Source organism: Halopseudomonas nanhaiensis, assembly GCF_020025155.1.
Classification (GTDB): Bacteria; Pseudomonadota; Gammaproteobacteria; order Pseudomonadales; family Pseudomonadaceae; genus Halopseudomonas; species Halopseudomonas nanhaiensis.
Genome location: NZ_CP073751.1, coordinates 1965857 through 1990085 on the forward strand (window position 1 = coordinate 1965857; position 24229 = coordinate 1990085).

25 protein-coding genes are annotated in these 24229 nt (G+C 60.4%); 4 read left to right on the plus strand and 21 right to left on the minus strand.

Translation table 11 applies throughout. The features are described 5' to 3' along the window. Nucleotides 1–124: 124 nt before the first annotated feature. The 5 genes from KEM63_RS08850 to KEM63_RS08870 all read right to left on the minus strand — a co-directional run bounded on the left by KEM63_RS08850 (nt 125) and on the right by KEM63_RS08870 (nt 5439). Nucleotides 125–826 carry a TSCPD domain-containing protein gene (locus tag KEM63_RS08850; protein WP_223650811.1) on the minus strand — a complete coding sequence of 234 codons (702 nt, stop codon included), beginning with the start codon at nt 824–826 and terminating at the stop codon, nt 125–127. Nucleotides 827–901: 75 nt separating this feature from the next. Continuing rightward, nucleotides 902–3055, minus strand: coding sequence for an adenosylcobalamin-dependent ribonucleoside-diphosphate reductase (locus tag KEM63_RS08855; protein ID WP_223650812.1), 2154 nt, complete (start codon nt 3053–3055; stop codon nt 902–904). 266 nt (nt 3056–3321) lie between these two features. Beyond that, complete coding sequence (locus KEM63_RS08860) at nt 3322–3915, minus strand: DUF1285 domain-containing protein (RefSeq protein WP_423747779.1); 594 nt, start codon at nt 3913–3915, stop codon at nt 3322–3324. An 11-nt stretch (nt 3916–3926) separates the two neighbouring features. Then, nucleotides 3927–4523, minus strand: a complete 597-nt coding sequence (locus KEM63_RS08865) for a DUF4823 domain-containing protein (RefSeq protein ID WP_223650814.1) — start codon at nt 4521–4523, stop codon at nt 3927–3929. A 19-nt stretch (nt 4524–4542) separates the two neighbouring features. Further along, nucleotides 4543–5439 carry a radical SAM protein gene (locus tag KEM63_RS08870; protein WP_223650816.1) on the minus strand — a complete coding sequence of 299 codons (897 nt, stop codon included), beginning with the start codon at nt 5437–5439 and terminating at the stop codon, nt 4543–4545. A gap of 174 nt (nt 5440–5613) precedes the next feature. Between KEM63_RS08870 and KEM63_RS08875 the strand changes: the two genes are divergently transcribed. After that, nucleotides 5614–7281 (plus strand): carboxylesterase/lipase family protein, encoded by a 1668-nt coding sequence (locus tag KEM63_RS08875; protein WP_223650817.1) that lies wholly within the window; start codon nt 5614–5616, stop codon nt 7279–7281. 196 nt (nt 7282–7477) lie between these two features. Further along, complete coding sequence (locus KEM63_RS08880; protein ID WP_223650819.1) at nt 7478–9121, plus strand: carboxylesterase/lipase family protein; 1644 nt, start codon at nt 7478–7480, stop codon at nt 9119–9121. Between the two features lie 33 nt (nt 9122–9154). On the opposite strand, the gene KEM63_RS08885 is transcribed toward KEM63_RS08880, so the two are convergent. Then, nucleotides 9155–10177 (minus strand): amidohydrolase family protein, encoded by a 1023-nt coding sequence (locus tag KEM63_RS08885; RefSeq protein ID WP_223650821.1) that lies wholly within the window; start codon nt 10175–10177, stop codon nt 9155–9157. A 63-nt stretch (nt 10178–10240) separates the two neighbouring features. Continuing rightward, on the minus strand, nt 10241–10891 hold the full coding sequence (locus KEM63_RS08890; protein WP_223650823.1) for a TetR/AcrR family transcriptional regulator: 651 nt from the start codon (nt 10889–10891) through the stop codon (nt 10241–10243). A 168-nt stretch (nt 10892–11059) separates the two neighbouring features. On the opposite strand from KEM63_RS08890, the gene KEM63_RS08895 reads away from it, so the two are divergent. Beyond that, nucleotides 11060–12211 (plus strand): aminotransferase class V-fold PLP-dependent enzyme, encoded by a 1152-nt coding sequence (locus KEM63_RS08895; protein WP_223650824.1) that lies wholly within the window; start codon nt 11060–11062, stop codon nt 12209–12211. A 226-nt stretch (nt 12212–12437) separates the two neighbouring features. On the opposite strand, the gene KEM63_RS08900 is transcribed toward KEM63_RS08895, so the two are convergent. From KEM63_RS08900 to KEM63_RS08960, 13 genes are all read right to left on the minus strand, one after another. Next, nucleotides 12438–13217 (minus strand): TatD family hydrolase, encoded by a 780-nt coding sequence (locus KEM63_RS08900; RefSeq protein WP_223650825.1) that lies wholly within the window; start codon nt 13215–13217, stop codon nt 12438–12440. Between the two features lie 2 nt (nt 13218–13219). Continuing rightward, nucleotides 13220–13576 carry a PilZ domain-containing protein gene (locus tag KEM63_RS08905; protein WP_093392487.1) on the minus strand — a complete coding sequence of 119 codons (357 nt, stop codon included), beginning with the start codon at nt 13574–13576 and terminating at the stop codon, nt 13220–13222. 39 nt (nt 13577–13615) lie between these two features. Next, the gene (locus tag KEM63_RS08910; RefSeq protein WP_223650826.1) at nt 13616–14611 is read right to left on the minus strand and encodes a DNA polymerase III subunit delta'; all 996 of its coding nucleotides are present in this window, start codon (nt 14609–14611) and stop codon (nt 13616–13618) included. Beyond that, on the minus strand, nt 14604–15236 hold the full coding sequence (tmk, locus tag KEM63_RS08915; protein ID WP_223650827.1) for a dTMP kinase: 633 nt from the start codon (nt 15234–15236) through the stop codon (nt 14604–14606). The genes KEM63_RS08910 and tmk overlap by 8 nt, the downstream gene beginning before the upstream one ends. Beyond that, the gene (gene mltG, locus KEM63_RS08920) at nt 15233–16297 is read right to left on the minus strand and encodes an endolytic transglycosylase MltG (RefSeq protein ID WP_223650828.1); all 1065 of its coding nucleotides are present in this window, start codon (nt 16295–16297) and stop codon (nt 15233–15235) included. Before mltG ends, tmk begins: the two co-directional genes overlap by 4 nt. 7 nt (nt 16298–16304) lie before the next feature. Further along, nucleotides 16305–17132 carry an aminodeoxychorismate lyase gene (gene pabC, locus KEM63_RS08925; protein WP_223650829.1) on the minus strand — a complete coding sequence of 276 codons (828 nt, stop codon included), beginning with the start codon at nt 17130–17132 and terminating at the stop codon, nt 16305–16307. Nucleotides 17133–17143: 11 nt separating this feature from the next. Then, entirely contained in the window at nt 17144–18385 is a 1242-nt protein-coding gene (fabF, locus tag KEM63_RS08930) for a beta-ketoacyl-ACP synthase II (protein ID WP_223650831.1), read from the minus strand. 176 nt (nt 18386–18561) lie between these two features. Further along, nucleotides 18562–18798 (minus strand): acyl carrier protein, encoded by a 237-nt coding sequence (acpP, locus tag KEM63_RS08935; RefSeq protein WP_223650833.1) that lies wholly within the window; start codon nt 18796–18798, stop codon nt 18562–18564. Nucleotides 18799–18982: 184 nt separating this feature from the next. Next, nucleotides 18983–19726: a 3-oxoacyl-ACP reductase FabG gene (gene fabG, locus KEM63_RS08940; RefSeq protein WP_223650835.1), complete on the minus strand. Its 744-nt coding sequence runs from the start codon at nt 19724–19726 to the stop codon at nt 18983–18985. 1 nt (nt 19727) lies between these two features. Further along, nucleotides 19728–20675, minus strand: coding sequence for an ACP S-malonyltransferase (gene fabD, locus KEM63_RS08945; RefSeq protein ID WP_223650837.1), 948 nt, complete (start codon nt 20673–20675; stop codon nt 19728–19730). Nucleotides 20676–20763: 88 nt separating this feature from the next. Beyond that, a complete protein-coding gene (plsX, locus tag KEM63_RS08950; RefSeq protein WP_267461159.1) occupies nt 20764–21750 on the minus strand; it encodes a phosphate acyltransferase PlsX in 987 nt (328 codons plus the stop codon). A gap of 36 nt (nt 21751–21786) precedes the next feature. Beyond that, nucleotides 21787–21969: a 50S ribosomal protein L32 gene (gene rpmF, locus KEM63_RS08955; RefSeq protein ID WP_093392503.1), complete on the minus strand. Its 183-nt coding sequence runs from the start codon at nt 21967–21969 to the stop codon at nt 21787–21789. Nucleotides 21970–21987: 18 nt separating this feature from the next. Beyond that, complete coding sequence (locus tag KEM63_RS08960) at nt 21988–22422, minus strand: YceD family protein (RefSeq protein WP_223650840.1); 435 nt, start codon at nt 22420–22422, stop codon at nt 21988–21990. Nucleotides 22423–22642: 220 nt separating this feature from the next. Here KEM63_RS08960 and KEM63_RS08965 point away from each other — a divergent pair, with 220 nt between their 5' ends. Then, entirely contained in the window at nt 22643–23221 is a 579-nt protein-coding gene (locus KEM63_RS08965; RefSeq protein ID WP_223650843.1) for a Maf family protein, read from the plus strand. Between the two features lie 3 nt (nt 23222–23224). On the opposite strand, the gene sppA is transcribed toward KEM63_RS08965, so the two are convergent. Further along, nucleotides 23225–24229 (minus strand): signal peptide peptidase SppA, encoded by a 1005-nt coding sequence (gene sppA / locus KEM63_RS08970; protein WP_423747781.1) that lies wholly within the window; start codon nt 24227–24229, stop codon nt 23225–23227.

Below are 24229 nucleotides of genomic sequence, written 5' to 3' on the forward strand. Positions count from 1 at the left end.
GTCTTGATCCTAGGCGGCACGGGGCGATGCTTTCACCCCCCCTGATGGGGGGCATGGGGAAAACAGGTGTATTTCAGAAACGACAAAGGCCCCGAAGGGCCTTTGTCGAGCGGACGTTGCTAGCTCAGCCGCACTTGCTCTCGCCGCAGCTCAGGCAGGTCATGCAGCCGTCCATCAGCACCGCCGCCTGGGTATGGCATTTGCCACACATCTGGGCACCCGGTGGATACGTCTCGGTGCTGTCGTCGCAGTCGGCCGCGGCCTGGCTTTGCGGATTCATGCTGACGAACTCGGCGCGCTTCTGCTCAAGGTAAGCGCGTTGGTGCTCGTCCATCTCGCTGCTCATCATGCCGATGCGCTTGAGATGCTGCTCGAGCACGTCGCCAATTTCCGCGACCAGCGAGGGCATCCAGCGACCACCACGCTTCATGTAGCCGCCCTTGGGATCGAACACACTGCGCAGCTCTTCGACCAGGAAAGTGCAGTCACCTCCCTTGCGGAACACGGCTGAGATAATCAGTGTCAGCGCGGAAATCCACTGGTAGTGCTCCATGTTCTTCGAGTTGATGAAGATCTCGAAGGGCCGGCGAGTCTCGTGATCGCTGCCGTGGTTGAGCACCACGTCATTGATGGTGACGTAGATCGCGTGTTCGGAGTTTGGCGTCTTGATCTTGTAGGTGGAGCCTTCCAGGAACTCGGGACGCTTGAGCTTCTCGTGCATTTCCTCAAGTTTGGGTGCGGCCGGCGCTGCGGCCACTTCGACCTTGGGCTCGTCCGGCTTGACCACGGCGTAGTCGACGATCTTGCTGCTGATTTTCAGAACCATGTTTCTTCCCTCACCCCGCTCCAGCGGGGCCTCGCTCAATTCGTTAGGTGGGGCGGACCGGAGTCCGCCGCTCGCTTAGAACTTGCCGTAGTAGCCTTCTTTCAAGGCGTCATACAGGTTGGCGGCGCTGTGCAGCTCGCCGTCGTACTCGATCTCGTCGCCGCCCTTGGCTTCGATGAACGTGCCGTCCTCGAGCTTGAAGCGGTAGGTGGTGTTGGCCAGGTCCTGCTCCTTGACCAGTACGCCCTGGAACGCCTCGGGGTTGAAGCGGAAGGTGGTGCAACCCTTCAGCCCCTTGTGATAGGCGTACATGTAGATGTCCTTGAAGTCCTCGTACGGGTAGTCGGTCGGGACGTTGGCGGTCTTGGAGATCGACGAGTCGATCCACTTCTGCGCCGCGGCCTGGACGTCCACGTGCTCGGTCGGCTTCACATCATCGGCCGCGATGAAATAGTCCGGCAGGTTACGGGTACCCGCTTCCATGCTCGGCAGCGCCTCGGCATTGACGAAATGACGGTACGCGAGCAGCTCGAAACTGAACACGTCGACCTTTTCCTTCGACTTCTTGCCTTCGCGGATCACGTTACGGAAATAGTGATGCGCAAAGCTCGGCTCGATACCGTTGGAGGCGTTGTTGGCCAGCGACAGCGAAATGGTGCCGGTCGGTGCGATCGAGCTATGGTGCGTGAAGCGCGAGCCCTTTTCGGCCAACGCCTCGACCAGCGCCTTGTCCTCAGCGGCGACCTGCTGCATGTAACGGCTGTATTTGGCCCACAGCACCTTACCCTTGACCTTCTGGCCGACCTTGAAGCCGTCCTTGCGCATCTCCGGACGCTTGGCCAGCATCGCCTCGGTCACGTCGAACTCTTCGTCCATGATCGGTGCGGCACCCTTCTCTTCGCTCAGCGCCAGCGATGTGCGCCAGCCCTGGACCGCCATTTCCTTGGAGACCTGCTCGGTGAACTCCAGCGAGCGCTCGTCACCGTACTTCATGCACAGCATGGTCATGGTCGAACCCAGGCCGAGGAAGCCCATGCCATGGCGGCGCTTGCGGAAGATTTCGTTGCGCTGCTGCTCCAGCGGCAGGCCGTTGATCTCGACCACGTTGTCCAGCATGCGGGTGAAGATGTCGACCACCTTGCGGTACTCGTCCCAATCGAACCGCGCCTTGTCGGTGAACGGATCACGCACGAACAGCGTCAGGTTGATCGAACCCAGCAGGCAGGCGCCATAAGGCGGCAGCGGCTGCTCCCCGCAGGGGTTGGTTGCACGAATCTCTTCGCAGAACCAGTTGTTGTTCATCTGGTTGACGCGATCGATCAGGATGAAACCCGGCTCAGCGAAGTCATAGGTGCTGGTCATGATCATGTCCCAGATCCGACGAGCCTTCAGCGTCTTGAATACACGGCACGCAACCTGACCATCGGCGCGGCTTACATACCGCTCGGTGTTCGGCCACTCGCGCCAGATCACCTGTTCCGGATCATCGAGATTGACCTTGTCGGCTTCGGCTTCCGCCGGAGTCAGCGGGAACGACAGCTTCCAGTCCGAATCGGATTCGACCGCTTTCATGAAGTCTTCGGTGATCAGCAGCGACAGGTTGAACTGACGCAGACGACCGCCCTCGCGCTTGGCGCGAATGAAATCGGCCACGTCCGGATGGCCCACATCGAAGGTCGCCATCTGGGCGCCGCGACGGCCACCGGCTGACGATACGGTAAAGCACATCTTGTCGTAGATATCCATGAACGACAGCGGGCCGGAGGTATAGGCGCCGGCACCTGACACATAGGCACCCTTGGGACGCAGCGTGGAGAACTCGTAACCGATACCGCAACCGGCCTTGAGCGTCAGACCGGCTTCGTGCAGCTTGGACAGAATGTCGTCCATCGAATCGCCAATCGTGGCCGAGACGGTGCAGTTGATCGTCGAGGTAGCGGGCTTGTGTTCCAGCGCGCCGGCGTTGGAGGTGATGCGACCGGCCGGGATGGCGCCGTGGCGCAATGCCCACAGGAATTTTTCGTACCACTCTTCGCGCAGTTCGGGTAATTCCACATCAGCCAGGGCACGGGCAACACGCTGGTAACTCTCATCGACACTCTTGTCGATTGCGACCCCGTCCTTGGTCTTGAGGCGATACTTGGTATCCCAGATGTCTTCCGAAGCAGGCTGCATCGGGATGCTGGTCACCACGTTATGCAGACGCTGCACCTTGGCTGTTTGGCTCATCTTTTTCTCCTGAGACGCTCGACTACACCGTAAAAGCCCGCCTGCTCAGGGGTTTACCGAGCGGCGGGCCTTTTTAGGCAAGAAACACTACTTGTTGTGCATTTCGACGAATCCTAGACCTACATATGGTAAAGATCAACTCGAAAAAATCACTATTTTGCGACCAGGGAATCTTGACTTGGCGCGAAGCCGCGCAGTGCCTGGCACCGATGCCAGGCCGCGGAAGGATCAGCAGATGTGTGGCGGGGATGGAAGATCGAGCGGGCTCAGCTGGCTGCGCTGGAACCATCAATTGGAAAGAAGGCACCGTTACTCCACACGCCAAGCGCGGTGCGGCCGTCGACCTCATGTTCCTCGGCGAGATCCGCCAGCTCGTAAAAAACGCTGCGGTTGATGAGCGCCTCCAGGTTGCTGCGCACCAGTACATAGGGAGACGGCTCATCGGAGTCAGACTCGACCCTGACGCGGATGGGATTGTTCGGCCCGGCATCGACACGGTCGTCGAGGTTGGTCGTAAAGCTCAACACCTGATCTCGGCCCTCGCCGTGGCGCTCGAGCGCCACGGCGACGAAGGGCGCGTCATCGACCTGAATCCCCCAGCGCTCAACCGGTGTCACCAGATAGTAGCGTCCGTCATCATCAAGCCGCAGGATGCCGGAGAACAACTGCGCCAGGGCGAGTCGGGTTATGGGCCCGTCCTCGTGATACCAGGTGCCGTCCCGCGCGATGCGCATATCCATTTCGCCGCTGACCGGCGGGTCCCACAAGTGCACCGGAGCAGGCGCCCGGCGCTTGACCATCTCGTCACTGTTAGGTACGTCGCCAAGCAGCGACTCGGGATTGCGTTTGTCTTCCGCCATTCGATATCTCCTCAGCGACCAAGCAGGCGTTGGGTGTAGTCTTCGAGCGGCGGACGCAGCAGGTCCTCGGCGTTGGCCTTGTAGAACTGCATGAAGCCGCCTCGCGTCTCGATGGTTACAAAGTCGACAACATGCTCGGTCGAAGTTTCCATCAGGATGAGCTGCAAAACGGCGCGATCGATACCCACATCTCCCCAACCTTCACTTGATTCCCACTGCTCTGCGGTGCTTACGCCTTCCCGAGCGCTGGCGAAACGGCTGTAGAGAAGATAATGCGCCCGCTGCAGGCGCGCGGCGGTAAGCGCTTCTTCCAGTCCAAGCGGCTGCTCTGCGCGGCGCACCCGCGGAAAGACCTTCACTGCGGCAGCGAAGGCCTCCTCGGCGACCACGTTGGGTCGTGCGTAGGGATGGCCCACCGGGACGAAATGCCCCTGGGCGATGTAGAACTGAGAGTCGCTCTGCAGCTTGCGGCTGGCACTGCGATGAATCTCGTAGTGATTCATCAGTCCGCTGTCGCCCAGGTAGTAACGCGCTTCCTTATGCATGTCAGATGGCTTCATGCAGCCGGCAAGGATAAGGACAGATACCAGCAGGAACATCCAGCGCATATCGGTTACTCCGGGATAATCATAGGGCACGCATCCATTCCGGACGCAGACGCGCCGTATCCGGGCTCTCTATGGCAGCGCGTACCTGAGACAGCATGCGCGCTTTATCTGCACCGAGTACACCCTTGAGCACCAGGTAGTTCGATGCGTGATCGCTTCGGAATACGGTTCCTGTCAGCTCTAGGGCAGACAGCAGCCGTTTGATCTCGCTGAACAATCCTTGCTGATCAAGCGGCTCGAAGTCCGGGAACTGCTCGCGGTAGCGCTGCATGCCCTGCGGAAAGCTGACCACGAGTGTAGAGAGAAACTCGGGTTGAGTGGCGTTCATCAGCCTTGCCGAATTGTCTGCATGCTGATGGCTCAACGCCGCGCCGCCGAGGCCGTTGAGAATCATCACCGAGCGCTTCAGGCCAGCCTCGCCAGCCTTGAGCAGCGCGTCTTCCGTCGACGCGTAGGTCTCGCCCTTGTTGACCCTGCGCAGCACTTCGTCGTCCCCTGACTCGGCACCGACGTACAGCATGGCAAGGCCTGCATCACGCAGTTCGCGCAACTCCTCGACCGACTTGCGCTTGAGATTGCGCGGCAGACAGTAGGAGGTCACGCGCTCGACGGTCGGCATGTATTCGCGGATCGCTTCGAGAATCCTCAGCAGACGGTGGGTCGGCAGGATCATCGCATCGCCATCGGCGAGGAACACGCGCTGAACGATCAAGCGTTCACCACAGCGCCGGATCTCCTCCAGTACCTCTGCTTCATCGCGCGCGCGGAATTTCTTCTGCGGCGCCGTGTACATCTCGCAGAACGTACATTTGTTCCACGAGCATCCGTTGGTAACCGGCAGGATCAGCGAATGGGCTTCGCTCGGGGGACGGAAAACGGGCTCGATGTAGCTGATCGGGAACGAATGATTCTGCATGGATTCTCAATAGGGTTGACTTTGCAACAGGCCAAAATAAACCAGCCACTCGCGAAGTTAAACCCCCCGATCGGGTTTTGGCGCCATCCCGCCGAATTGCACTAAGGTACGGATCCCAATCGGGTTAAAAGCAGGATATGGCCCACGCATCAGACAACATCGAGAACCAACACAATGACAAACAATAAAAGCAAACTGGATCGTCCACGCTTCCTCCTCACCGTCCTTTCCACGACCTTGCTGGCCGCTTCATTGAGCGGATGCCTGGGTGGGGACAGCTCCAACGATGCGCCACCCGATCCGCTTGCGATCCAGACTCAGCAAGGGAATGTGCAAGGCGTTGCACTCGATGGAATGCGCGTTTTCCGCGGTATACCCTACGGCGCCAGGCCAGAGCGGTTCGCTGCACCGACCGTGGCGACGCAGCGCACCGGGACCCTGACACTCAGCGAGGAGTTTCCCACTTCCTGTCCGCAGCCGGGCGGCAGCACCTTTGCCATCCCCAGCGAAGAAGAGGACTGCCTGTTCCTGAATGTCTACGCACCGGAGAAGCCTGGCGACTACCCCGTGATGGTCTGGATCCATGGTGGCTCCTTCGTCACCGGCTCCGGCGGCGATGCGTACGAGCCGCAGCGCCTGGTCGATCAGGGGGTGGTGGTGGTCACCATCAATTATCGTCTCGGCGCCCTTGGCTTTCTGCCGCACGCCAGCCTGGCTGACGACGATGGCTCCTTCGGCAATTACGGTCTGATGGACCAGCAGCTTGCGCTGCAATGGGTTCAGGACAACATCACCGGTTTCGATGGCGACCCGGACAACGTCACTATCTTCGGCGAATCGGCCGGTGGTCACAGCGTTGCAAGCCATCTTGCCTCGCCAGGGTCGGCCGGTCTTTTCGACAAGGCCATCATTCAGAGTGGCTCATACAGCCCGACGCAACTGTCGCAGGCAGCTGGCCAGCTCACGTTCGGCGACTCGTTCGTCGCGGCGACCGGCTGCGATACGGCCTCCGATATTGGCGCGTGCCTGCGCGGGTTGCCGATCGAGACGGTCCTGTCCAACCAGATGGCCAGCTATCTGCCGGTCACCGGCGGCAGCGTACTGCCCGATTCGATTCAGGCAAGGCTCAGTTCGGGCGATTTCAATGGCGGCCCAATCATGATCGGCAGCAACCTGCATGAGGGGCGCCTGTTCATCGGGGTGGAAGTGCTGCGAGGCAATCCGGTGGACGCAGACGATTATGCAACACGCGTCACGTCGTTGCTGCGGAGCGATCCGCGTGCTTACGATCGCGCTCAGGTGGCTGCGGATTATCTCGATCGCATTGTTACGCTGGAAGGGCTGGCGCCTGATGATCCGTCTCGTTACGGTCGCGCTCTGTCGGCAATCAATACCGACTGGCGCTTCGCCTGCGGCACCATCAACCAACTGACTCAGGTCAATGCCGCTGGTACCGACGCCTACGGGTACTGGTTCGTGGATGAAAACGCGCCAAATATTCTGCCGGTCGAGAACGCGCAGTTCCCCTGGGGCGCAGCGCATGCGTACGAGATCCAGTACGTACTGGCTGATCAGGCGACCTTCACCGAACGTGGCGGCAACGAGCAGCAGCTGGCGCTCTCGAATGCGATGGTCAGCTACTGGGCCAATTTCGCCAAGTTCGGCGACCCCAACGGTACCGACGGAGCCGCAGAGAACGTGGAATGGTCAGCGCTGGGTGACGGCGGCAACATGATCGCGCTGGAGCCAACGGACCTGGCCGAGGTACCCGCCAGCGACTTCGCCGATTACCACAACTGCGCCTTCTGGGCGGATCCTGTCGCAGCGCAGGCGACGCCGTAGCGTTAAACTCGCACGGCCCGCAACGGGCCGTGCCCTGCCCTGTATCAGTCGCTCTTGCCCCGCCTCACCCATTTGGGTTTAGCCAACCCGCATCTGGTTCAATTATCGTGACCGGATCAATCCTGAGCAGATTGATTCTTTCGTTCACGCTAGGGACACAAAAACAATGACTGCCATTCGAATCAAGAATCCAGCAATGCCACTGCGCGCATTGACCGTTGCGCTGCTTGGACTGAGTCTCAGCGCCTGTCTGTCCGGAGGCGGCAGCAGTTCAAATGCTGCTGCGCCGGCATCCGCTGATCCTTTGACCATCAGCACCACCGAGGGAGAGGTGCGCGGCATCGAATCCGGTGACATCCGGGTCTTCCGCGGCATTCCCTATGCCGCTCCGCCGGTTGGGGAGCTTCGCTTTGCCCCGACCGAAGCCGCGCCCGAGCGCGACGGCGTATTGGAACTCAGCGAAGCGTTCGGGTCGATGTGCCCGCAGATCAGCTTGCTCAGCGGCCAGGTACAAGGAAATGAAGATTGCCTGTTTCTCAATGTGTACGCGCCGGCCGACGCCGAAGACCTGCCGGTGATGATCTGGATTCACGGCGGGGCGTTCGTGTTCGGCGATGGCGGCGGCGAATATGACCCGACGCGTCTGGTCGAGAAGGACGTGATCGTGGTCACGCTCAATTACCGCCTGGGGAACCTCGGGTTTCTGGCGCACCCGTCGCTTGATTCCGATGGTGGCAATTTTGGTCTGATGGATCAGCAGGAGGCGATGCGCTGGGTGAAGCGCAACATTGCTGCGTTTGGCGGCGACCCGGAGAATGTGACGCTCTTCGGCGAATCAGCGGGCGGCCATAGCGTGATGAGCCATATCGTGTCGCCGCGTGCCGAAGCCGAAAACCTGTTCCAGCGAGCAATCGTGCAGAGCGGATCCTACGCGGCGTTCCAGTCTCCGAAAGCCGCATCCCAGGCCAGCGGTCAGCTGGTAGCGAGCGCGCTCAACTGTCCCGACGCCGGCGCGATCGATGACTGCTTGCGCAGCGCTTCGGTCAGTCAGCTGCTCGCAGCCCAGGGCTCGCAGAGCATTCCGACCGTCGACCCGGCGACCGATCTGCTCCCCAAGTCGATCTATCAGTCACTTGCCGAAGGCGACTTCAATACCACTCTCGACGTCATGATCGGCAGCAACCAGAATGAAGGCACGCTGTTCGTCGCGCTGGACGAGCTGGGTGGGGAGTCGCTGGAAGCGCAGGGCGAAGCAGAGTACCGCAACAGGGTCGCCGAATTCTTCGCCCCGTACCAGGCTGTTGTGCCCTACAACGACGACCAGATCGCAAGCGACTACCTCGGGTTCTACAGCCAAAGCAGTGCCCAGTATTCAGAGGCGCTCTCTGCAATATGGACAGACTTCATGTTCGCCTGCAACAGCAGCGCCCAGGCGGCCACTTTCGCCGGCAGAGACATGAACACGTTCAAGTACTGGTTCCGCGACGAAAACGCTCCCTGGACCCTGGTGAACCCGGTCGCGGTCAGTTTCCCGCTGGGCGCAACGCACGCTGGCGAGATTCCCTACGTTCTTTACCCAGAGCAGGTGATGCGCGATCGCTACACCGGCGATGAAGCCGATGTGGACCGCCTGGCCGAGACAATGGTCGACTACTGGACCAGTTTCGCTCGCAACGGGGATCCGAACACCGCCGACGGTGTAGCAGCTACCTGGCCCCAGGCCGCTGCAGGCCGCTACATGGTTCTCGACGTGCCTGAAGCGGCGAGCACCGGCGCGGCAGACTTTGCGACCTACCATCGCTGCGCCTACTGGGCCGCTCCGCCGCTACGGATAGAGTGACACCTGACCCGGGCCCCACTGCGGGCCCGGTTTTCATTCCGCCTTCGACCGAGCTGGCCGCTTCGGCAGCAGGGCCAGGAAATTGTCCTTCGCCACCTTCCGCGCCACCTCTTCCTCCAGCTCGTCAAGAAACGCATCGAAGCGCATCATGTGCTTGCCAAGATTGTTGAAGCGCCCTACCACGTCGGATCCGATCATGAATCGGTCGGGGAACCGCTCGACCAGCCGTACCCACTTTTCGTCTGCACTACCCTCTTCATCCAACAGATAGGTATCGAGCATGCTCCAGGACAGGTCGATATACAGATTCGGGTACGTCGCCAGCATCCGTTCGAGCATGTCATGCAAGAACTCTAGACGGTCCTGGCGGCGGTGGATTTCGGCGCTGGTTCCCGCGTGCGCCCAGATGAAACGTACATTCGGGTGGACCCGCAACGGCTCTTCCATCTCATGCAGATACAGTGGTTCGCGCTCACGCTTGGATGTGACATTGCTATGCACCATGACCGGCAGGTCGTACTCCGCGGCCAGGTAATACACGCGGGTCATTGCCTCGCTGTTGGCGCGCGGCACATCGCCGTGGGTCAACGCAGTCAGGTCATCGTGTCGGGTAAACACTTCGCCGATACCCTCCCAGAGGTCCGGGAACATCTCGATGGTGCGGCGGATATGTTCGTCGGAGTTCTTGTCGTTGGGATTGAAGCCGGTGATGAATGGATGGAAACGCTTGCGCTGATCCTCAGGCAACTTCAGCAATGCCTGAGCGAGGATGGCATCGGTAGCGGAAAACCAGTATGCGCCAGCGTCGTCACCAGCGTAGTAGCGCGGCCGGCGCGGTTCGTTCTCATGCCACTTCTTCGCCACTCCGACACCAGTGATCATGACGTGATCGATACGGTTGTCGTTCATCTGCTCCAGCAAAGGCTGCATGCCTTCGCTGTTCTGAAAGAAATCGACGTAGTGCAGGTGGGCATCGGTATAGCGATACTCGCGAGCAAGTGCCGCGGCCGATGCGAATGAAAGCAGTACTAATGAAACAGCGATGACAGTGCGCAAGGTCAGACTCCGGGACGTCGATGCCTGTCAGACCTCAGCGTGGAGTCGCGGTTTCAAAAAGACCTAGGCGGTTCTGCTCGCCCCATCGCCATCCTTCTTGCGCTTGGAGCGGTTCCCCATGCGCACGCCGATGTCCATGAGAAACTGCATGTAACCTTCCTTGTCCTCGATCACCTCACGCCAGAATGGCGAGTGATACATGGCCATGGCGCCATGCACCAGGGCCCAGGCTGCGCAGTAATGAAAATACGCCGGCACGTTCTCCAGCTTGCCCTCGTCTATCCGCTCCTGGATGACACCGGTCAGATGATTGAAGTTGGATGCACGAATGTGATGCAGCTCGTCGACCAGCTCAGGCAGCTGGTTGGTCTTTACCACCTTCTCTTCGAGCCGATCGAACAGGCGATACCGGTCCGGATCACTCATGCGGAACGCGAAGTACTCGCGTGAGAGCGCTTCTTCATCGCGCTCGATGGTTTCCGAGTGCAGAAGCGCCGCGAGATCGCGCTCGTAGTCGAGCATCAGGCGTAGATAGATTTCTGCCTTGGACTTGAAGTGCTTGTAGATCGTGCCCTTGCCGATGCCGACCTCGTCGGCAATCATCTCGACAGTGACGCTGTCTTCGCCCTGCTCCAGAAACAGGCGCAGCGCGGTATCGAGAATTTCCTGCTCGCGGCGTCTGAACTCGCGGACTTTACGTGATTCTTTCTGCATTGTTGTTCCTGAAAATCCGAGTCGCAATGGCGGTTATTATGCCAACTTTATGACCAGATGCACACGCCTGGTTGCAAGTTGACCGCCAGGTTCACTTCGGTCGTGCCTTCAGCTTTGCCGTTCACGCGCTGATCGCCTAGGCTGGCACATATTTTTCAGGAGTCGGCCATGTACGAGCACCCTCTCTGGAGCGTCGAATTTCCAATCGATCCGGACATCTGCTATCTGAATCACGCAGCCGTCGCGCCCTGGCCACGTCGTGCCAGCGAAGCGGTTTGCGCTTTTGCGCTGGAAAACAACACGCAGGGCGCCCGCGACTACCCACGCTGGAGCCGGCTGGAACTGACACTGCGTGGCCAGCTGCAAACATTGTTGAACGCCCCTTCGAAAACCGACATTGCACTGGTAAAGAACACCTCCGAGGCACTGTCGTTCGTCGCTGCCGGCCTGGACTGGCAGCCAGGCGACGAGGTGCTGACGAGCGATGAGGAATTTCCCTCCAACCGCATTCCGTGGGAAGCGCTAGCTGCCCAGGGCGTGAAGCTGGTCACGGTCAATCTGAAGGGGCCAGACCCCGAAGGCTCGCTCATTGCGGCAATGAATGAGCGGACACGGCTGCTGACCATCAGCTCGGTGCAATACGCCAGTGGGATCCGCCTGGATCTGCGCAGGCTCGGGCTAGCCTGCCGGTCGCGCGAAACCCTGTTCTGCGTGGATGCGATCCAGTCTCTGGGCGCCCTGCCCTTTGATGTGCAGGCGCTCGATTGTGATTTCGCCATGGCAGACGGACACAAATGGCTGCTGGGCCCCGAGGGCTTGGGTGTCTTCTACTGCCGCCGCGAGGTCCGTGATCAGTTGAAATTGACACAGTATGGTTGGCACATGGTTGAAGACATGGGCAACTACGACCGCCTCGATTGGCAACCGGCGAACAGCGCTCGACGATTTGAAGCAGGCAGCCCGAACACGCTGGCCCAGCATGCGCTATCGGCGAGTCTGCAGTTGCTGCTGGACACCGGAATGGAAAACGTCTGGACAGCGCTGCAGGAACGAGTGAGCTACCTTGTCGACGCACTGGGCTCCCGCCCGAAGATCGCGATTCTCAGCCCGGTGGATGCAGACCGACGCTCGGGTATCGTCACCTTCGCAGTCGAGGGCGTTGATCAGCGCCACCTGTTCGAATCCCTCAGACATCAGGGGGTGGTGTGCGCTCAGCGCGGCGGGGGCATCAGGTGGTCCCCTCACTTCTACACGACGCAGGACGCGCTCGACCGTGCGCTTGCTTGCCTGGATCACGCGATAGGCGATCTGGGCAATTAACGCGCATCACGATAAGCGGATCGCTGACGTATTCCAAATCAGTTTATAAACGGTGGTTAATCGACTGGAAAGCTGAGCCGCATGGACGATACTCAGTTCATCAGGACGCGGTGTCTCCCCCAAGTTCCGCGTCCTGACCAGATGGGTCTGCAACCCCCGTCTGACGCAACACTCCTAATGGTCTTGACCCGAATTCGTCCCCCAGAATTCGGGTTTTTTTTGCGCCCTAATCGGCAGCCAGCGGAAACAGGCGATGGAAGTTCTCGGTGGTCGACTCGGCAAGCGTCTCCAGGCTCACACCGCGCAGGTCTGCGAGGAATTGCGCCACGTCCCGCACATATTGCGGTTCGTTCGGTTTTCCGCGATGCGGCACCGGCGCCAGATAGGGCGAATCGGTCTCCACCAGCAGCTTGTTCGCCGGAACCTTGCGGGCCACGTCACGGAGCGCGTCGGCGTTGCGAAAGGTGACGATGCCTGACAGGGATATGTAGTACCCCAGATCAAGCGCAGCACTGGCCATTTCCCAGTCTTCGGTAAAACAGTGCAACACCCCGGCCTGGGGTAGATCGGCTTCGCGCAGCAGATCAAGGGTGTCGCTGCGTGCAGCGCGGGTATGAATGATCACCGGCTTGCGAGTTTGCCTGGCTGCCTGCAGATGGCAGCGAAAGGATTCACGCTGTTGCGGCGCCATGTCCGGCTCGTAGTGATAATCCAGGCCAGTTTCCCCGATAGCCACCACACGCGGATGGTCGAGTGCCTCGATCAGCCACTCCAGGCTCGTCGACGCATTCGCGTCGAGGTCCAGTGGGTGAATGCCGACACTGCAATAGACATCCGCGTACTTGTCCGCCAGCGCCTTGACGACCGGCGCGTTGGCGGCGTCGACGCCGATGCACAGGAACTTGCCCACCCCTTGTGCGCGAGCCGCATCCAGGGCAGCGTCCAGCGAACCTGCGTGAACGTTCAGATCGAGCCGATCAAGATGGCAGTGCGAGTCGACGAGCATGTTTACATCGTGTGGGTAGGCCGATCGGACTTGAGCGCCCCGGCCAGGTAGGTTTCAATCTTGCTGCGTGCGGTGTTGTCCTGGTCGCTGAATTGCACGCCGATTCCTGCCGCGCGGTTGCCCTGCGCGCCTTTCGGTGTCACCCAGATCACCTTGCCGGCAACCGGAATCTTCTCGGGCTCGTCCATCAGATTGAGCAGCATGAACACTTCGTCACCGGGACGGTAGCTCTTGTTCGTCGGGATGAACAGGCCGCCATGCTTCACGAAAGGCATGTAGGCGGCATACAGCACAGACTTGTCCTTGATGGTCAACGACAGGATGCCATTGCGTGGCCCCGGCGCAGTCGGGTTGCTCATGTATCGTCAGATCCTTGTGGGGTCGGGCTGATGTCGAGGTTAACGCCTTTCCACCAATTGTTTCCACTGTAACAGTAATGATTCGAGCAACAGGACTCGGTTCAGGTTCGCCTTCCCCAGAATCATGCCTCGGTGTTCCAGAAGCCAGGCCTGCCATTGCATCAGTGCAGCGCCATCGAGGCGCTGCGCCATGTAGCCGAGCACCTTATCCATATCGGCATTGACAGCAGTTTCTGCAGCACCGGTCGACAGCCGGAGCAGGTCGAGTGTCCAGCTATGAAACCAGTCCGCGACCAGTTCCAGCGGGATTTTCGACCATCGCTCGGCCAGCTGCGAGGCGCCCGCCTGGGACTTGAGAAGCGCCTTGATGCCATCGACCACCTCCGAGCGCATGCGCAGGGCGTCCATCGCTGCCAGATCGGCTGCGCGGAGCGGAGCGCCGCCTGCCATGACGAAAAGCGCCTCGCGCTGATCCACAGCCAGCTCCGGCAGCGCTTGCCCCAGCCACTCCAACGCTGCAGACCGTGACGGCATGCCCAGAGACTGAACCAGACACCGACTGCGGATGGTCGCCAGCAGGCGGCTTGGCTGATCGCTCACCAAAAGCAGATAGGTTTCCGCAGTTGGCTCTTCGAGTGATTTGAGCAGCGCATTGGCAGCGTTCTGATTCATCGCTTCGGCCGGGTACAGAACCACCACCTTGCGACCACCCTGTTGCGCCGTTTGCGAGATGAAGTCACCCAGCTGGCGCACGGCATCAACGCGGATCGCCTTGCCTTCTTCCTCGGGCGCAACCGTGCATACGTCGGGGTGACTCCCGGCCTGGCGCAACAGACAACTCCTGCAGCGTCCGCAGGCCATGCCGTGTGCAGGCTCATTGCAGAGCAGGAACGCGGCGAACGCTTGAGCAAATTGCCGCTTGCCAATGCCGGGCGGCCCTCCGAACAGATACGCATGGGCATGTCGCGTCTGCTCGACCAGAGCTGTCCAGACTGGCTGATGCCAGGGGCACGGAGCCCGCGCCTGCTCAAGCACGCCAGCGCTCCAGCACTTCGTCGATAATCGGTTGCATGCGTTCGAGTACCTCGGGGAGTTCGCCGCTGGCGTCGATCACCCGATAACGCGTCGGATCTGCTGCAGCGCGTGACAGATAGGTACCCCTAACCGACTCGAAGAACGCGGTCGGCTCCCGCTCGAACCGGTCCAGCGCGTTGCGTGCGCGGGCGCGTTCCAGGCCCACTTCCACCGGAACGTCGAACACGACCACCAGGTCTGGACGCAACGAGCCCTGGACCCACTCCTCCAGGGCGGCGATCCGCAGCGGGTCGATGCCGCGCCCGCCCCCCTGATACGCGTAAGTAGCATCCGTGAACCGGTCGCTGATGACGACCCTACCCTCCTCCAGAGCCGGCCGGATCAGCGCGTGCAAATGCTGCGCTCGCGCGGCAAACACCAGCAGCAGCTCGGCATCGGGGTTCACGGGCTCCTCATGGTCGGCAAGCAATACCCCACGGATCTGCTCCGCAACCGGTGTGCCGCCAGGCTCGCGGGTCAGCAGCGCCGGACAGCCGGCGCGGGCCAACGCTTCGGCAAATATCGTCAGATTGGTCGATTTGCCGGCGCCTTCGGGCCCTTCGAAAGTGATGAACATGCCGGTCATGGCTTGCCTCCGTCGACCGGCAGAGTGGGCGCCGGACTGGATCGATAATCCTTGGCGCGTTGCTCGATCTGATAGTGTCGGACGGCCGCGTTATGCTCTTCGAGCGTATCGGAAAAAACGTGCGAGCCATCGCCGCGCGCCACGAAGTACAGGCTGGAACCGTCGGCGGGGTTCAGCGCGGCATGGATCGCTTCCCGACCCGGCATGGCTATGGGTGTTGGCGGCAGACCGTCGATCATGTAGGTATTGTAGGGAGTGGCTTCCCGCAGATTGGCTCTGCCGATTCGCCCCTGGTACTGATCACCCATCCCATAGATGACCGTCGGATCGGTTTGCAGGCGCATGCCCTGGCGCAGGCGGCGCACGAACACCCCGGCGATTTCGTCGCGCTCGTGGGGTACGCCCGTCTCGCGTTCGATAATCGAAGCGAGAATGAGCGCCTCATAGGCACTCTCGATAGGCAGGTCGTCCTGACGCTGCTCCCATTCGGCAGCCAACACCTCCTGCATACGTTGATGCGCGCGAAGCAGCAGGTCGCGGTCGCTCATGCCCAGCGTGTACAGGTAGGTATCTGGGAAGAACTGCCCTTCCGGATGAAGATCGCCGAGGCCCAGCTCCGCCATCAGCTGCTCTGCAGGTATATCATCAGCAAATGTCTGCTGCAGACGCTCGGCCCGCGACAACGCCATGCGAAACTGCTTGAAGGTCCAACCCTCGACCAGCGTCACGCTGCGCTGGAGCACAGCGCCCCGCTGCAGCAGCGCAAGCAGGTCGAAAGCGGTCATGCCCGGCTCCAGTGGGTATTCACCAACCTGCAGCACCACGTCAGGAGTCGTCCACTGCCAGTATCGGCGGATCCACTGCGAGCGGGACAGTACATCGCGCTGTTCCAGCGAAGCCAGCACCCTCGCCGGCGTGCTGCCCGGGGTGACATCGAGCGTTTCCGGAGCATCGAGACGAAGCGATTGATTCAATGCCGAGGACAGCATCAGATAACCGCCGATGGCCGCCAGAACAACCAATATGGCCAGCAGCACAATAGTTATGGCTATTTTTTTCACAAATGTCCTATCCCAGGGCTTGCGCCGCTAAATTCTGAGCCTTTCGCGTTGCGGCGCCCACGGCCCACTGCTCTGCCCCAACGGCGACGACCGGCCAGACTCCGATGACGCTGTTGCAACAGAACAGTTCCGTGCACCGCTGCAACTCGTCCATCGCGACATGGCGGATCGTCACGGTCTCGCCGGCATCATGCAGCGCCTGAATCAGGTATTCGCGCATTACGCCTGCAATGCCGCACACCGACAGATCAGGCGTCACCCACTGCTGAGCCATCCTCAGGAAAATGTTGCTCATGGTCCCTTCGACAAGGTTTCCTGCCGTGTCGCACATCAGTCCTTCGGCATGATACCCGTCCTGCCATTCCGCTCGGGCAAGTACCTGTTCCAGGCGATTGAGATGTTTGATGCCTGCCAGGAGGGGTTGCTGCGCCAGTCGCGTCTCGCAGGCAAACAAGCGTACGCCGTCGCGCTGCGCAGCCACGCCATCCGGCGTCGGGCCAGTCTGAATGATCCGCAGCGGAACCGGGCTCGGCGGCGGGCGGTAACCACGCGGCCCCGACCCACGCGTGACCGTAAGCTTCAATACGCCGCTGCCCAGTTGCCCTGCGACTTCGGTGATCTCCCGACCGATCAACGGGATGTCGAGATCCAGCTTCAACCGTTCGGCACCGCGCTGCAGTCGCCCGAGGTGCCGGTCAAGCAGCGTAGCCCGGCCCGAAGCGACCAGGACGGTTTCGAAAAGCCCGTCACCATAGGCCAGACCGCGGTCGTCTGCCGGCAGCAGGTCTGCCGGAACGCCATTGACCAGGCACAGTGCCTGGGGGTCAGTGTGCACGGAGCGCCGGGTCAGCCAAGGCGCTTGAACACCAGGCTGCCGTTGGTACCGCCGAAGCCGAAGGAATTGGATACGACGACCTCCAGCGCTCGCGGCTGGGCCGTGTGCGCGACATAGTTCAGGTCACATCCTTCGTCCGGATTATCCAGATTGATGGTGGGCGGAGCGACCTGATCGCGCAGGGCGAGGATACTGAAGATAGCTTCGACAGCGCCGGCTGCGCCCAGCAGGTGACCCGTCATCGATTTGGTCGAACTGATGGCCAACTGTTGAGCATGATCGCCAAATACCGACTTCACCGCGCGCGTCTCGGCCAGATCTCCAGCCATGGTCGAGGTGCCGTGAGCGTTGATATACCCGACTGACTCGGGCTGGACTCCAGCATCCTTCAGCGCGTTGCGCATGCACTGCGCGCCACCACGCCCATCTTCCGGCGGTGCGGTCATATGATAGGCGTCACCGCTCATACCGAAGCCGATAAGCTCGGCATAGATAGTCGCGCCCCGGGCTTTCGCCTGCTCGTATTCTTCCAGAACAAGCGCGCCGGACCCGTCCGAGAGGACGAAACCGTCGCGGTCCCGATCCCACGGACGGCTGGCCTGCTGTGGTGCGTCGTTACGGGTAGATAGCGCACGTGCCGCGCTGAAACCACCCAGACCCAGAGTACTGGTAGCCATTTCAGAGCCACCGGCAATCATCACGTCGGCCTCGCCGTACGCTATGTTCCGGGCAGCCATCCCTATGCTGTGGGTGCCGGTGGTGCAGGCTGTGGTCAACGCGTAATTCGGCCCCTGAAGGCCGTACTGGATAGACAGATAGCCGGCGACCATATTGATGATCGAGCCCGGCACGAAGAACGGCGATATCTTGCGCGGACCGCTGGCCAACAGCAGCTCATGATTTTTCTCGATATTGGTCAGACCGCCAATGCCGGACCCCATGGAGACGCCGATACGATCGCGATTCTCATCGGTCACCTGCAGTCCGGAATCCTCGATCGCCTGCATACAGGCAGCGATACCGTACTGAATGAACAGATCAAGCTTGCGCGCTTCTTTCGCCGTCATGTACGGCTCTATGTCAAAGTCCCGGATCGATCCGCCGAAACGCGTCCCGAAGGCGCTGACGTCCATGTGTTCGATCGGGCCGATCCCGCTCTGCCCTGCCAGCGCTGCCTGCCAGCTGCTGCTCACGTTGTTGCCCAACGGTGACAGCATTCCAAGCCCAGTTACCACGACGCGTCTGCGCGACACAGGAGACTCCTTCATTGACCTATAAGGGGGATCGCCAGCGGAACCAGACCGCTGCAAATCGCGCTATTGTCCGTATAAATACGAACCGCAGCAACTCAGTGAAACATTATGTGCCGCAGACACAAAAAAGCCGCAGTGTTTCGGCTGCGGCTTTTCTGGTCTGTCAGGCGACGCGATTACTTCTGGTGAGAATTCACGTAATCGATGGCTTCCTGGACAGTGGTGATCTTCTCGGCCTCTTCATCCGGAATCTCGGTCTCGAACTCTTCTTCGAGAGCCATCACCAGCTCGACGGTGTCGAGGGAGTCAGCGCCAAGATCTTCAACAAAAGAAGCGCTGTTGGTCACTTCTTCTTCTTTGACGCCGAGCTGCTCGGCAACGATTTTCTTGACGCGTTCTTCGATGGTACTCATACCTGTGTTCTCACTCCTGTTTGCAGTTCCGAGAAGCCGGACTGCGGGTAGTTTATAGAAACGATTTGCGCTTAAGCAAGCGCGAAAAGCATCTACGTGTGATGGCCAGGCAGTTCGCCTCGACCAGCTTCAACTGTCTGCGCAAGCCAGAGCATAGTCGCGCAAGACGGGTGTGACCACCTATTCAATTCATGAACATACCGCCATTCACCGGTACAGTCGCTCCAGTGACATAGCCTGCAGCATCGCTGGCCAGAAAGGAGACCACGCCCGCTATCTCTTCTGCCTGGCCCAACCGTCCCAAGGGAATCTGATCGAGCATCGACTGCCGCTGATTATCGTTCAGCGCACGCGTCATGTCCGTGTCAATGAAACCGGGCGCGACCGAGTTCACAGTAATCGATCTGGATCCCACTTCACGAGCCAGTGCTCGAGTGAAGCCCTCCATGCCAGCCTTGGCCGCAGCGTAATTCGACTGACCGGCGTTACCCATTCCAGCGACCACCGAACTGATGTTGATGATACGCCCCCAACGGGCCTTGGTCATGCCTCGCAAAACAGCCTTGGACAAACGGTAGACCGAACCGAGATTGGTCGCGATGACGTCGTCCCACTCTTCGTCCTTCATGCGCATCAACAGGTTGTCTGCCGTAATGCCGGCATTGTTGACCAGGATGGCAGGCGCACCAAACTCGCTGCCGATACGCTCCAGCACGCTGCTGATTGACTGCGGGTCGCGCACGTCCAGCTTCATCCCGGCGCCCTTGAATCCGGCCTCTCGAAGCTTCGCACCGATCGCTTCGGCACCGCCATCACTCGTGGCGGTACCCACAACCACCGCACCCTGGGCGGCCAACGCATGGGCGATGGCCTGTCCAATGCCGCGGCTTGCGCCGGTGACCAGCGCGACCTTACCTTCAAGACTCATATCAGACTCCTTCCGCAAAACGATCACGCGCTGCAGCAAAGCCCTCGGCGCTCTCAAGACTGTAAGTGCCGAGCGTCTTGTCACAGCGCTTGTTCAGACCCGACAGGACCTTGCCTGGCCCGCATTCGACAATATCCGTCACGCCCTGGCCGGCCATGAAGGCTACGCTCTGAACCCAGCGTACCGGACTGTAGAGCTGCTCGACCAGCAACGTGCGCAGAGCGGCCAGATCGTCTGCCGGCGCAGCGTTCACGTTCTGGACCAATGTGATGGACGGCTCGTGCCAGGTGAGTTCCGCCAGATCCCTGGCCAGTTGCTCAGCGGCTGGCTGCATGAGGGCACAGTGGGACGGTACGCTGACGGGCAACGCAATCGCACGCTTGGCGCCGGCAGCCTTGCAACCTTCAATAGCCCGCTCTACTGCAGACACCTTGCCCGCGATGACCACCTGGCCCGGCGCATTGTAGTTGACGGCGCTGACCACTTCGCCTTGAGCTGCCTGCGCGCATACGTCCACGATCTGCTGATCATCCAGCCCGAGAATCGCCGCCATGGCGCCCTGTCCCTCTGGAACTGCCTGCTGCATCAGCTGCCCGCGTCGCTCGACCAGCCGCACCGCATCGGCAAAGGCGATGACCTCAGCCACCACTAGCGCCGAGTATTCACCCAGGCTATGACCCGCGACATAGGCAGGACGCACTGCTGATTGCTCGCACCACACCCGCCACAACGCAATGGAGGCGGCAAGGATGGCGGGCTGGGTACGGTCGGTGCGGTTCAGCTCGGATTCGGGGCCGTTCTGGCAAAGCGCCCACAGGTCGTAGCCGAGCGCATCGGAGGCTTCCTGGAATGTGTCACCGACACATGAATGCATCGCAGCCAGATCGGCCAGCATGCCGAGGGACTGAGAGCCCTGGCCCGGGAATACGAAAGCGAGGGATGGGGTCATGCGCTTCCTCTTTATTGATCGTTGTTGAGTATCTAAGGTTGGGACAGCCCACCAGTGTGCTGGTTTGATGTTCCACCACAGTGTGGGGTCACAAGTGTGCCCGGCACTGGGCGAGCTTGCTGGCGATGCGCGTGGGAAGCCCGGCCCTGCAGGCGAGCATAGCCCGCTCAATCGCTATCTCGAAGGCAAACTGGTTCGCGGCGCCGTGACTCTTGACCACAACACCGTTGAGACCAAGGAGGCTTGCGCCGTTGTAGCGAGTCGGATCATGGCGTTCACCGAAGGGTTTCAGTGCGCTGCGCAAGACCGGAGACATCAGCCTGAGCAAGCGGTTGGCCGCGAGAGCCTGCCTGAGCTCGCTTTGAAGATACAGCGCCAGACCCTCGCTGGCCTTGAGCACCACATTACCGACGAATCCGTCACACACCACGACATCCGCTTCATCACGAAACAGACCATCGCCTTCAATATGGCCGACATAGTTCAGCTCGGGGCTGCGCCTGAGCATGTCGGATACCTCGCGGACCATCCTGCTGCCCTTGTGCACTTCCCTACCGATGTTCAGCAGACCGATACGGGGCCGCGCCAGACCGCTGGTCTCGCGGACGGTTTCGGAAGCCATGACGGCAAACTCGAACAACTGCATGGCCGTGCAATCGACATTGGCCCCCATATCCAGCACGTGGCAGGCCCTGCCCGACACAGGCAAGGACGCCATGATCGCCGGTCGCTCCACGCCTTCCAGAGTGCCAAGAATAGAGCGTGCCAGGACCATCAAAGCACCCGTATTGCCAGCGCTCAGACAGCCGTCCGCGTGGCCGTCACGCACTTGCTCGATAGCCAGGCGCATGGAGGCATCGCGCTTGTGACGGAGGACACTGGCGGGAGAATCATCGGCGTGGATTACTTCGCTGGCTGAGATCCAGCGCACTCTCTTCTCCGGAAGCGGACAGAGAGTCGATTGTTCATGCATCGACTCGGCGGAGCCAACCAGAACAACCTCAAGCCCGGGGTGAGTCGCGAGACTGCGGGCAACGGCGGGGAGAATGCAACGGGGACCGAAGTCCCCGCCCATCACATCAATCGCAAGACGGACTGACGTCGACAAGACTTATTCGTCGTTGTCCTTGTTGATCACCTGACGACCGCGGTAGAAACCATCCGGCGATACGTGATGACGCAGGTGGGTTTCGCCGGTGGACTTGTCCACGGACAGCGCCGGTGCGGACAGTGCATCGTGCGAACGACGCATGTCGCGTGCGGAACGGGACTTTTTGTTCTGCTGTACAGCCATGACTTTAAGCTCCTAAGCTCAGGTATCGCGTTTTAACTTGGCCAGCACACTGAAGGGGTTGGGCTTGCTTGCCTCCTCCTCCGGCTGCTCGGCATCAGACTGAAAACCAGGCGGATGCTGGCACGTTCCTTTCGGATGCATGGGAACCGCAGGCAATGCCAACAGCAGTTCATCTTCGATCAGAGCGATCAGATCGAGCGATTCATCATCCAGAATAACCGGTTCATACTGACGCGGCAGCGTGCGTGCAGCCTCGTCGCTTTCCACGAACCCCACCTCGCAGCGGCTGTCGAGCGGGATCACGACCGGCTCGAGACAACGCTGACAAATCAGGGTTGCTTCGACCTGGTAATGACCTCGCATCATCGGGATGCGCTGCTCGTCGCGAGCGAACTCGAGTTCGACGTCGACATCATCAGCCGGAACGGCGAGAAGCGCATTCAACCGCGACATCTTCGCCGCGCTTACAGCCCCTTTCAGGACGATTTCGCGGTCGACGAGTCGACGTGGTTCTATGTGTGCAGGTATGGGTCCAGACATAAGCGCGCAATTCTAGGGATCGACAGGGCGCCTGTCAAAACTATTTGCTCACTATTTCGACAGGCTCCGTACAGGGCCAAACACTATAGAATGCGTTCTGCGACTACGACCAACCCCACATAAAGGAAAAGCGATGGCGCGCCTGGTTCTGGCTTCCGGTTCACCCTACCGTCGGGATCTGCTCAAGCAGCTCGGCATCCCTTTCGAGCACTGCAGCCCGGACGTGGAAGAAGCGACTCAGGAAGGCGAAAGCGCCGAAGAACTCACGCTGCGCCTGGCGAAAGACAAGGCGCTAGCCGTGATCGACCGATTTCCGACTCATCTGATCATCGCGTCCGATCAGGTAGCGCTGCTCGACGGCGAACCCGTGAGCAAGCCCGGGGACCATGCCGCCGCCACGCGGCAGCTGCAACGCTCCAGCGGGCAGCGGATCACCTTCTCGACATCGCTTTGTCTATTGAACAGCGAAACCGGTCGGATGCAGACGACCGTAGAGCACTTCCACGTCCAGTTCCGCCAATTGAGTGACGAAGCCATCGAGCGCTATCTGTCAGCAGAAAAGCCCTACGACTGCGCCGGTAGCTTCAGGGTCGAGGGTCTGGGAATCAGTCTGTTTTCCTCGCTGCAGGGAGAGGACCCCAACAGCCTGATCGGGCTACCGATGATCAGGCTGTGCGACATGCTGGCCAATGAAGGCGTATACCTGCCCTGATGCTCAGCGCAAACCCGGCGTTGCGGTCAGTCCAAGATGGGTCGCAATGGCATTTCCCATACTGGTACCGAGCTGACGGGTGAAACGCTGGAAAGGCGATTCCCGATGGGTATAGTCGACCGTCTCCTCTGCACCGATGATGTCCCGCGCGACAGTCGATGTGCTCGCCAGCCCATCGACCAGTCCGAGATCGACGGCCTGCTCGCCAGACCAGACCAGACCGCTGAACAGATCCGGATGGTCTTTCAGCCTGTCACCCCGGCCCGCTTTGACCTGTTCGATGAACTGGCGGTGCGTAGTGTCCAGCACCGTCTGCCAGAACTGGCGCTCCTCGGGCTTTTCTGGCTGGAAGGGATCAAGGAAGGTCTTGTGCTCGCCGGAGGCATAGGTGCGGCGCTCGACACCCAGCTTGTCGAGCATTTCGACAAAGCCGAAGCCGGCGGCAGTCACTCCGATGGAGCCCACCAGACTGGCCTTGTCCGCGTAGATCTCGTCTGCCGCTGCAGCGATATAGTAAGCGCCGGAAGCACCAATATCGGCGATGACTGCATATACCTTGATGTCGGGATGCTTCGCCCGCAGACGCTTGATCTCATCATAAACGTAGCCGGACTGCACCGGGCTGCCGCCAGGACTGTTGATGCGCAGCACAACACCACGGGTGTTTTCGTCCTCGAAAGCGCGACGCAGACTGGTCACCAGGTTGTCGGCCGATGCCTCCTGAAGGTCTGCGATCGTCCCGCGAACCTCGATTACCGCCGTGTGCGGCTCGCCGACAGCCTTGCTGTCGTCCATGCTCCCAAAGGGTGAGAACAGCATGACTGCCGCGAAAAGATAGGCGAACGTCAATATCTTGAAGAAGATACCCCAGCGACGGGAGCGTCGCTGCTCCTGTACCGACGCCATCAGAGTCTTTTCCAGCAGCGACCAGGCCTTTCGATCCTCGACGCCTTTCACCTCATCCTCTCGCGACACCATCTCACCTTCTGTCCACCGATCCGATTGCAT

Excerpts from the sequence above, each read along its gene's own strand:
- KEM63_RS08860 (WP_423747779.1), bottom strand. The coding sequence starts at position 3,915 with ATGGCGGAAGACAAACGCAATCCCGAGTCGCTGCTTGGCGACGTACCT.
- KEM63_RS08865 (WP_223650814.1), bottom strand. The coding sequence starts at position 4,523 with ATGCGCTGGATGTTCCTGCTGGTATCTGTCCTTATCCTTGCCGGCTGC.
- KEM63_RS08965 (WP_223650843.1), top strand. The coding sequence starts at position 22,643 with ATGGCGCGCCTGGTTCTGGCTTCCGGTTCACCCTACCGTCGGGATCTG.
- acpP (WP_223650833.1), bottom strand. The coding sequence starts at position 18,798 with ATGAGTACCATCGAAGAACGCGTCAAGAAAATCGTTGCCGAGCAGCTC.
- KEM63_RS08905 (WP_093392487.1), bottom strand. The coding sequence starts at position 13,576 with ATGAGCAACCCGACTGCGCCGGGGCCACGCAATGGCATCCTGTCGTTG.
- KEM63_RS08870 (WP_223650816.1), bottom strand. The coding sequence starts at position 5,439 with ATGCAGAATCATTCGTTCCCGATCAGCTACATCGAGCCCGTTTTCCGT.
- plsX (WP_267461159.1), bottom strand. The coding sequence starts at position 21,750 with ATGGGCGGGGACTTCGGTCCCCGTTGCATTCTCCCCGCCGTTGCCCGC.
- tmk (WP_223650827.1), bottom strand. The coding sequence starts at position 15,236 with ATGACCGGCATGTTCATCACTTTCGAAGGGCCCGAAGGCGCCGGCAAA.
- KEM63_RS08855 (WP_223650812.1), bottom strand. The coding sequence starts at position 3,055 with ATGAGCCAAACAGCCAAGGTGCAGCGTCTGCATAACGTGGTGACCAGC.
- rpmF (WP_093392503.1), bottom strand. The coding sequence starts at position 21,969 with ATGGCTGTACAGCAGAACAAAAAGTCCCGTTCCGCACGCGACATGCGT.
- KEM63_RS08890 (WP_223650823.1), bottom strand. The coding sequence starts at position 10,891 with ATGCAGAAAGAATCACGTAAAGTCCGCGAGTTCAGACGCCGCGAGCAG.
- KEM63_RS08850 (WP_223650811.1), bottom strand. The coding sequence starts at position 826 with ATGGTTCTGAAAATCAGCAGCAAGATCGTCGACTACGCCGTGGTCAAG.
- KEM63_RS08895 (WP_223650824.1), top strand. The coding sequence starts at position 11,060 with ATGTACGAGCACCCTCTCTGGAGCGTCGAATTTCCAATCGATCCGGAC.
- KEM63_RS08880 (WP_223650819.1), top strand. The coding sequence starts at position 7,478 with ATGCCACTGCGCGCATTGACCGTTGCGCTGCTTGGACTGAGTCTCAGC.
- KEM63_RS08875 (WP_223650817.1), top strand. The coding sequence starts at position 5,614 with ATGACAAACAATAAAAGCAAACTGGATCGTCCACGCTTCCTCCTCACC.
- KEM63_RS08900 (WP_223650825.1), bottom strand. The coding sequence starts at position 13,217 with ATGCTCGTCGACTCGCACTGCCATCTTGATCGGCTCGATCTGAACGTT.
- fabG (WP_223650835.1), bottom strand. The coding sequence starts at position 19,726 with ATGAGTCTTGAAGGTAAGGTCGCGCTGGTCACCGGCGCAAGCCGCGGC.
- fabD (WP_223650837.1), bottom strand. The coding sequence starts at position 20,675 with ATGACCCCATCCCTCGCTTTCGTATTCCCGGGCCAGGGCTCTCAGTCC.
- sppA (WP_423747781.1), bottom strand. The coding sequence starts at position 24,229 with ATGCAATCGGATCGGTGGACAGAAGGTGAGATGGTGTCGCGAGAGGAT.
- KEM63_RS08960 (WP_223650840.1), bottom strand. The coding sequence starts at position 22,422 with ATGTCGCGGTTGAATGCGCTTCTCGCCGTTCCGGCTGATGATGTCGAC.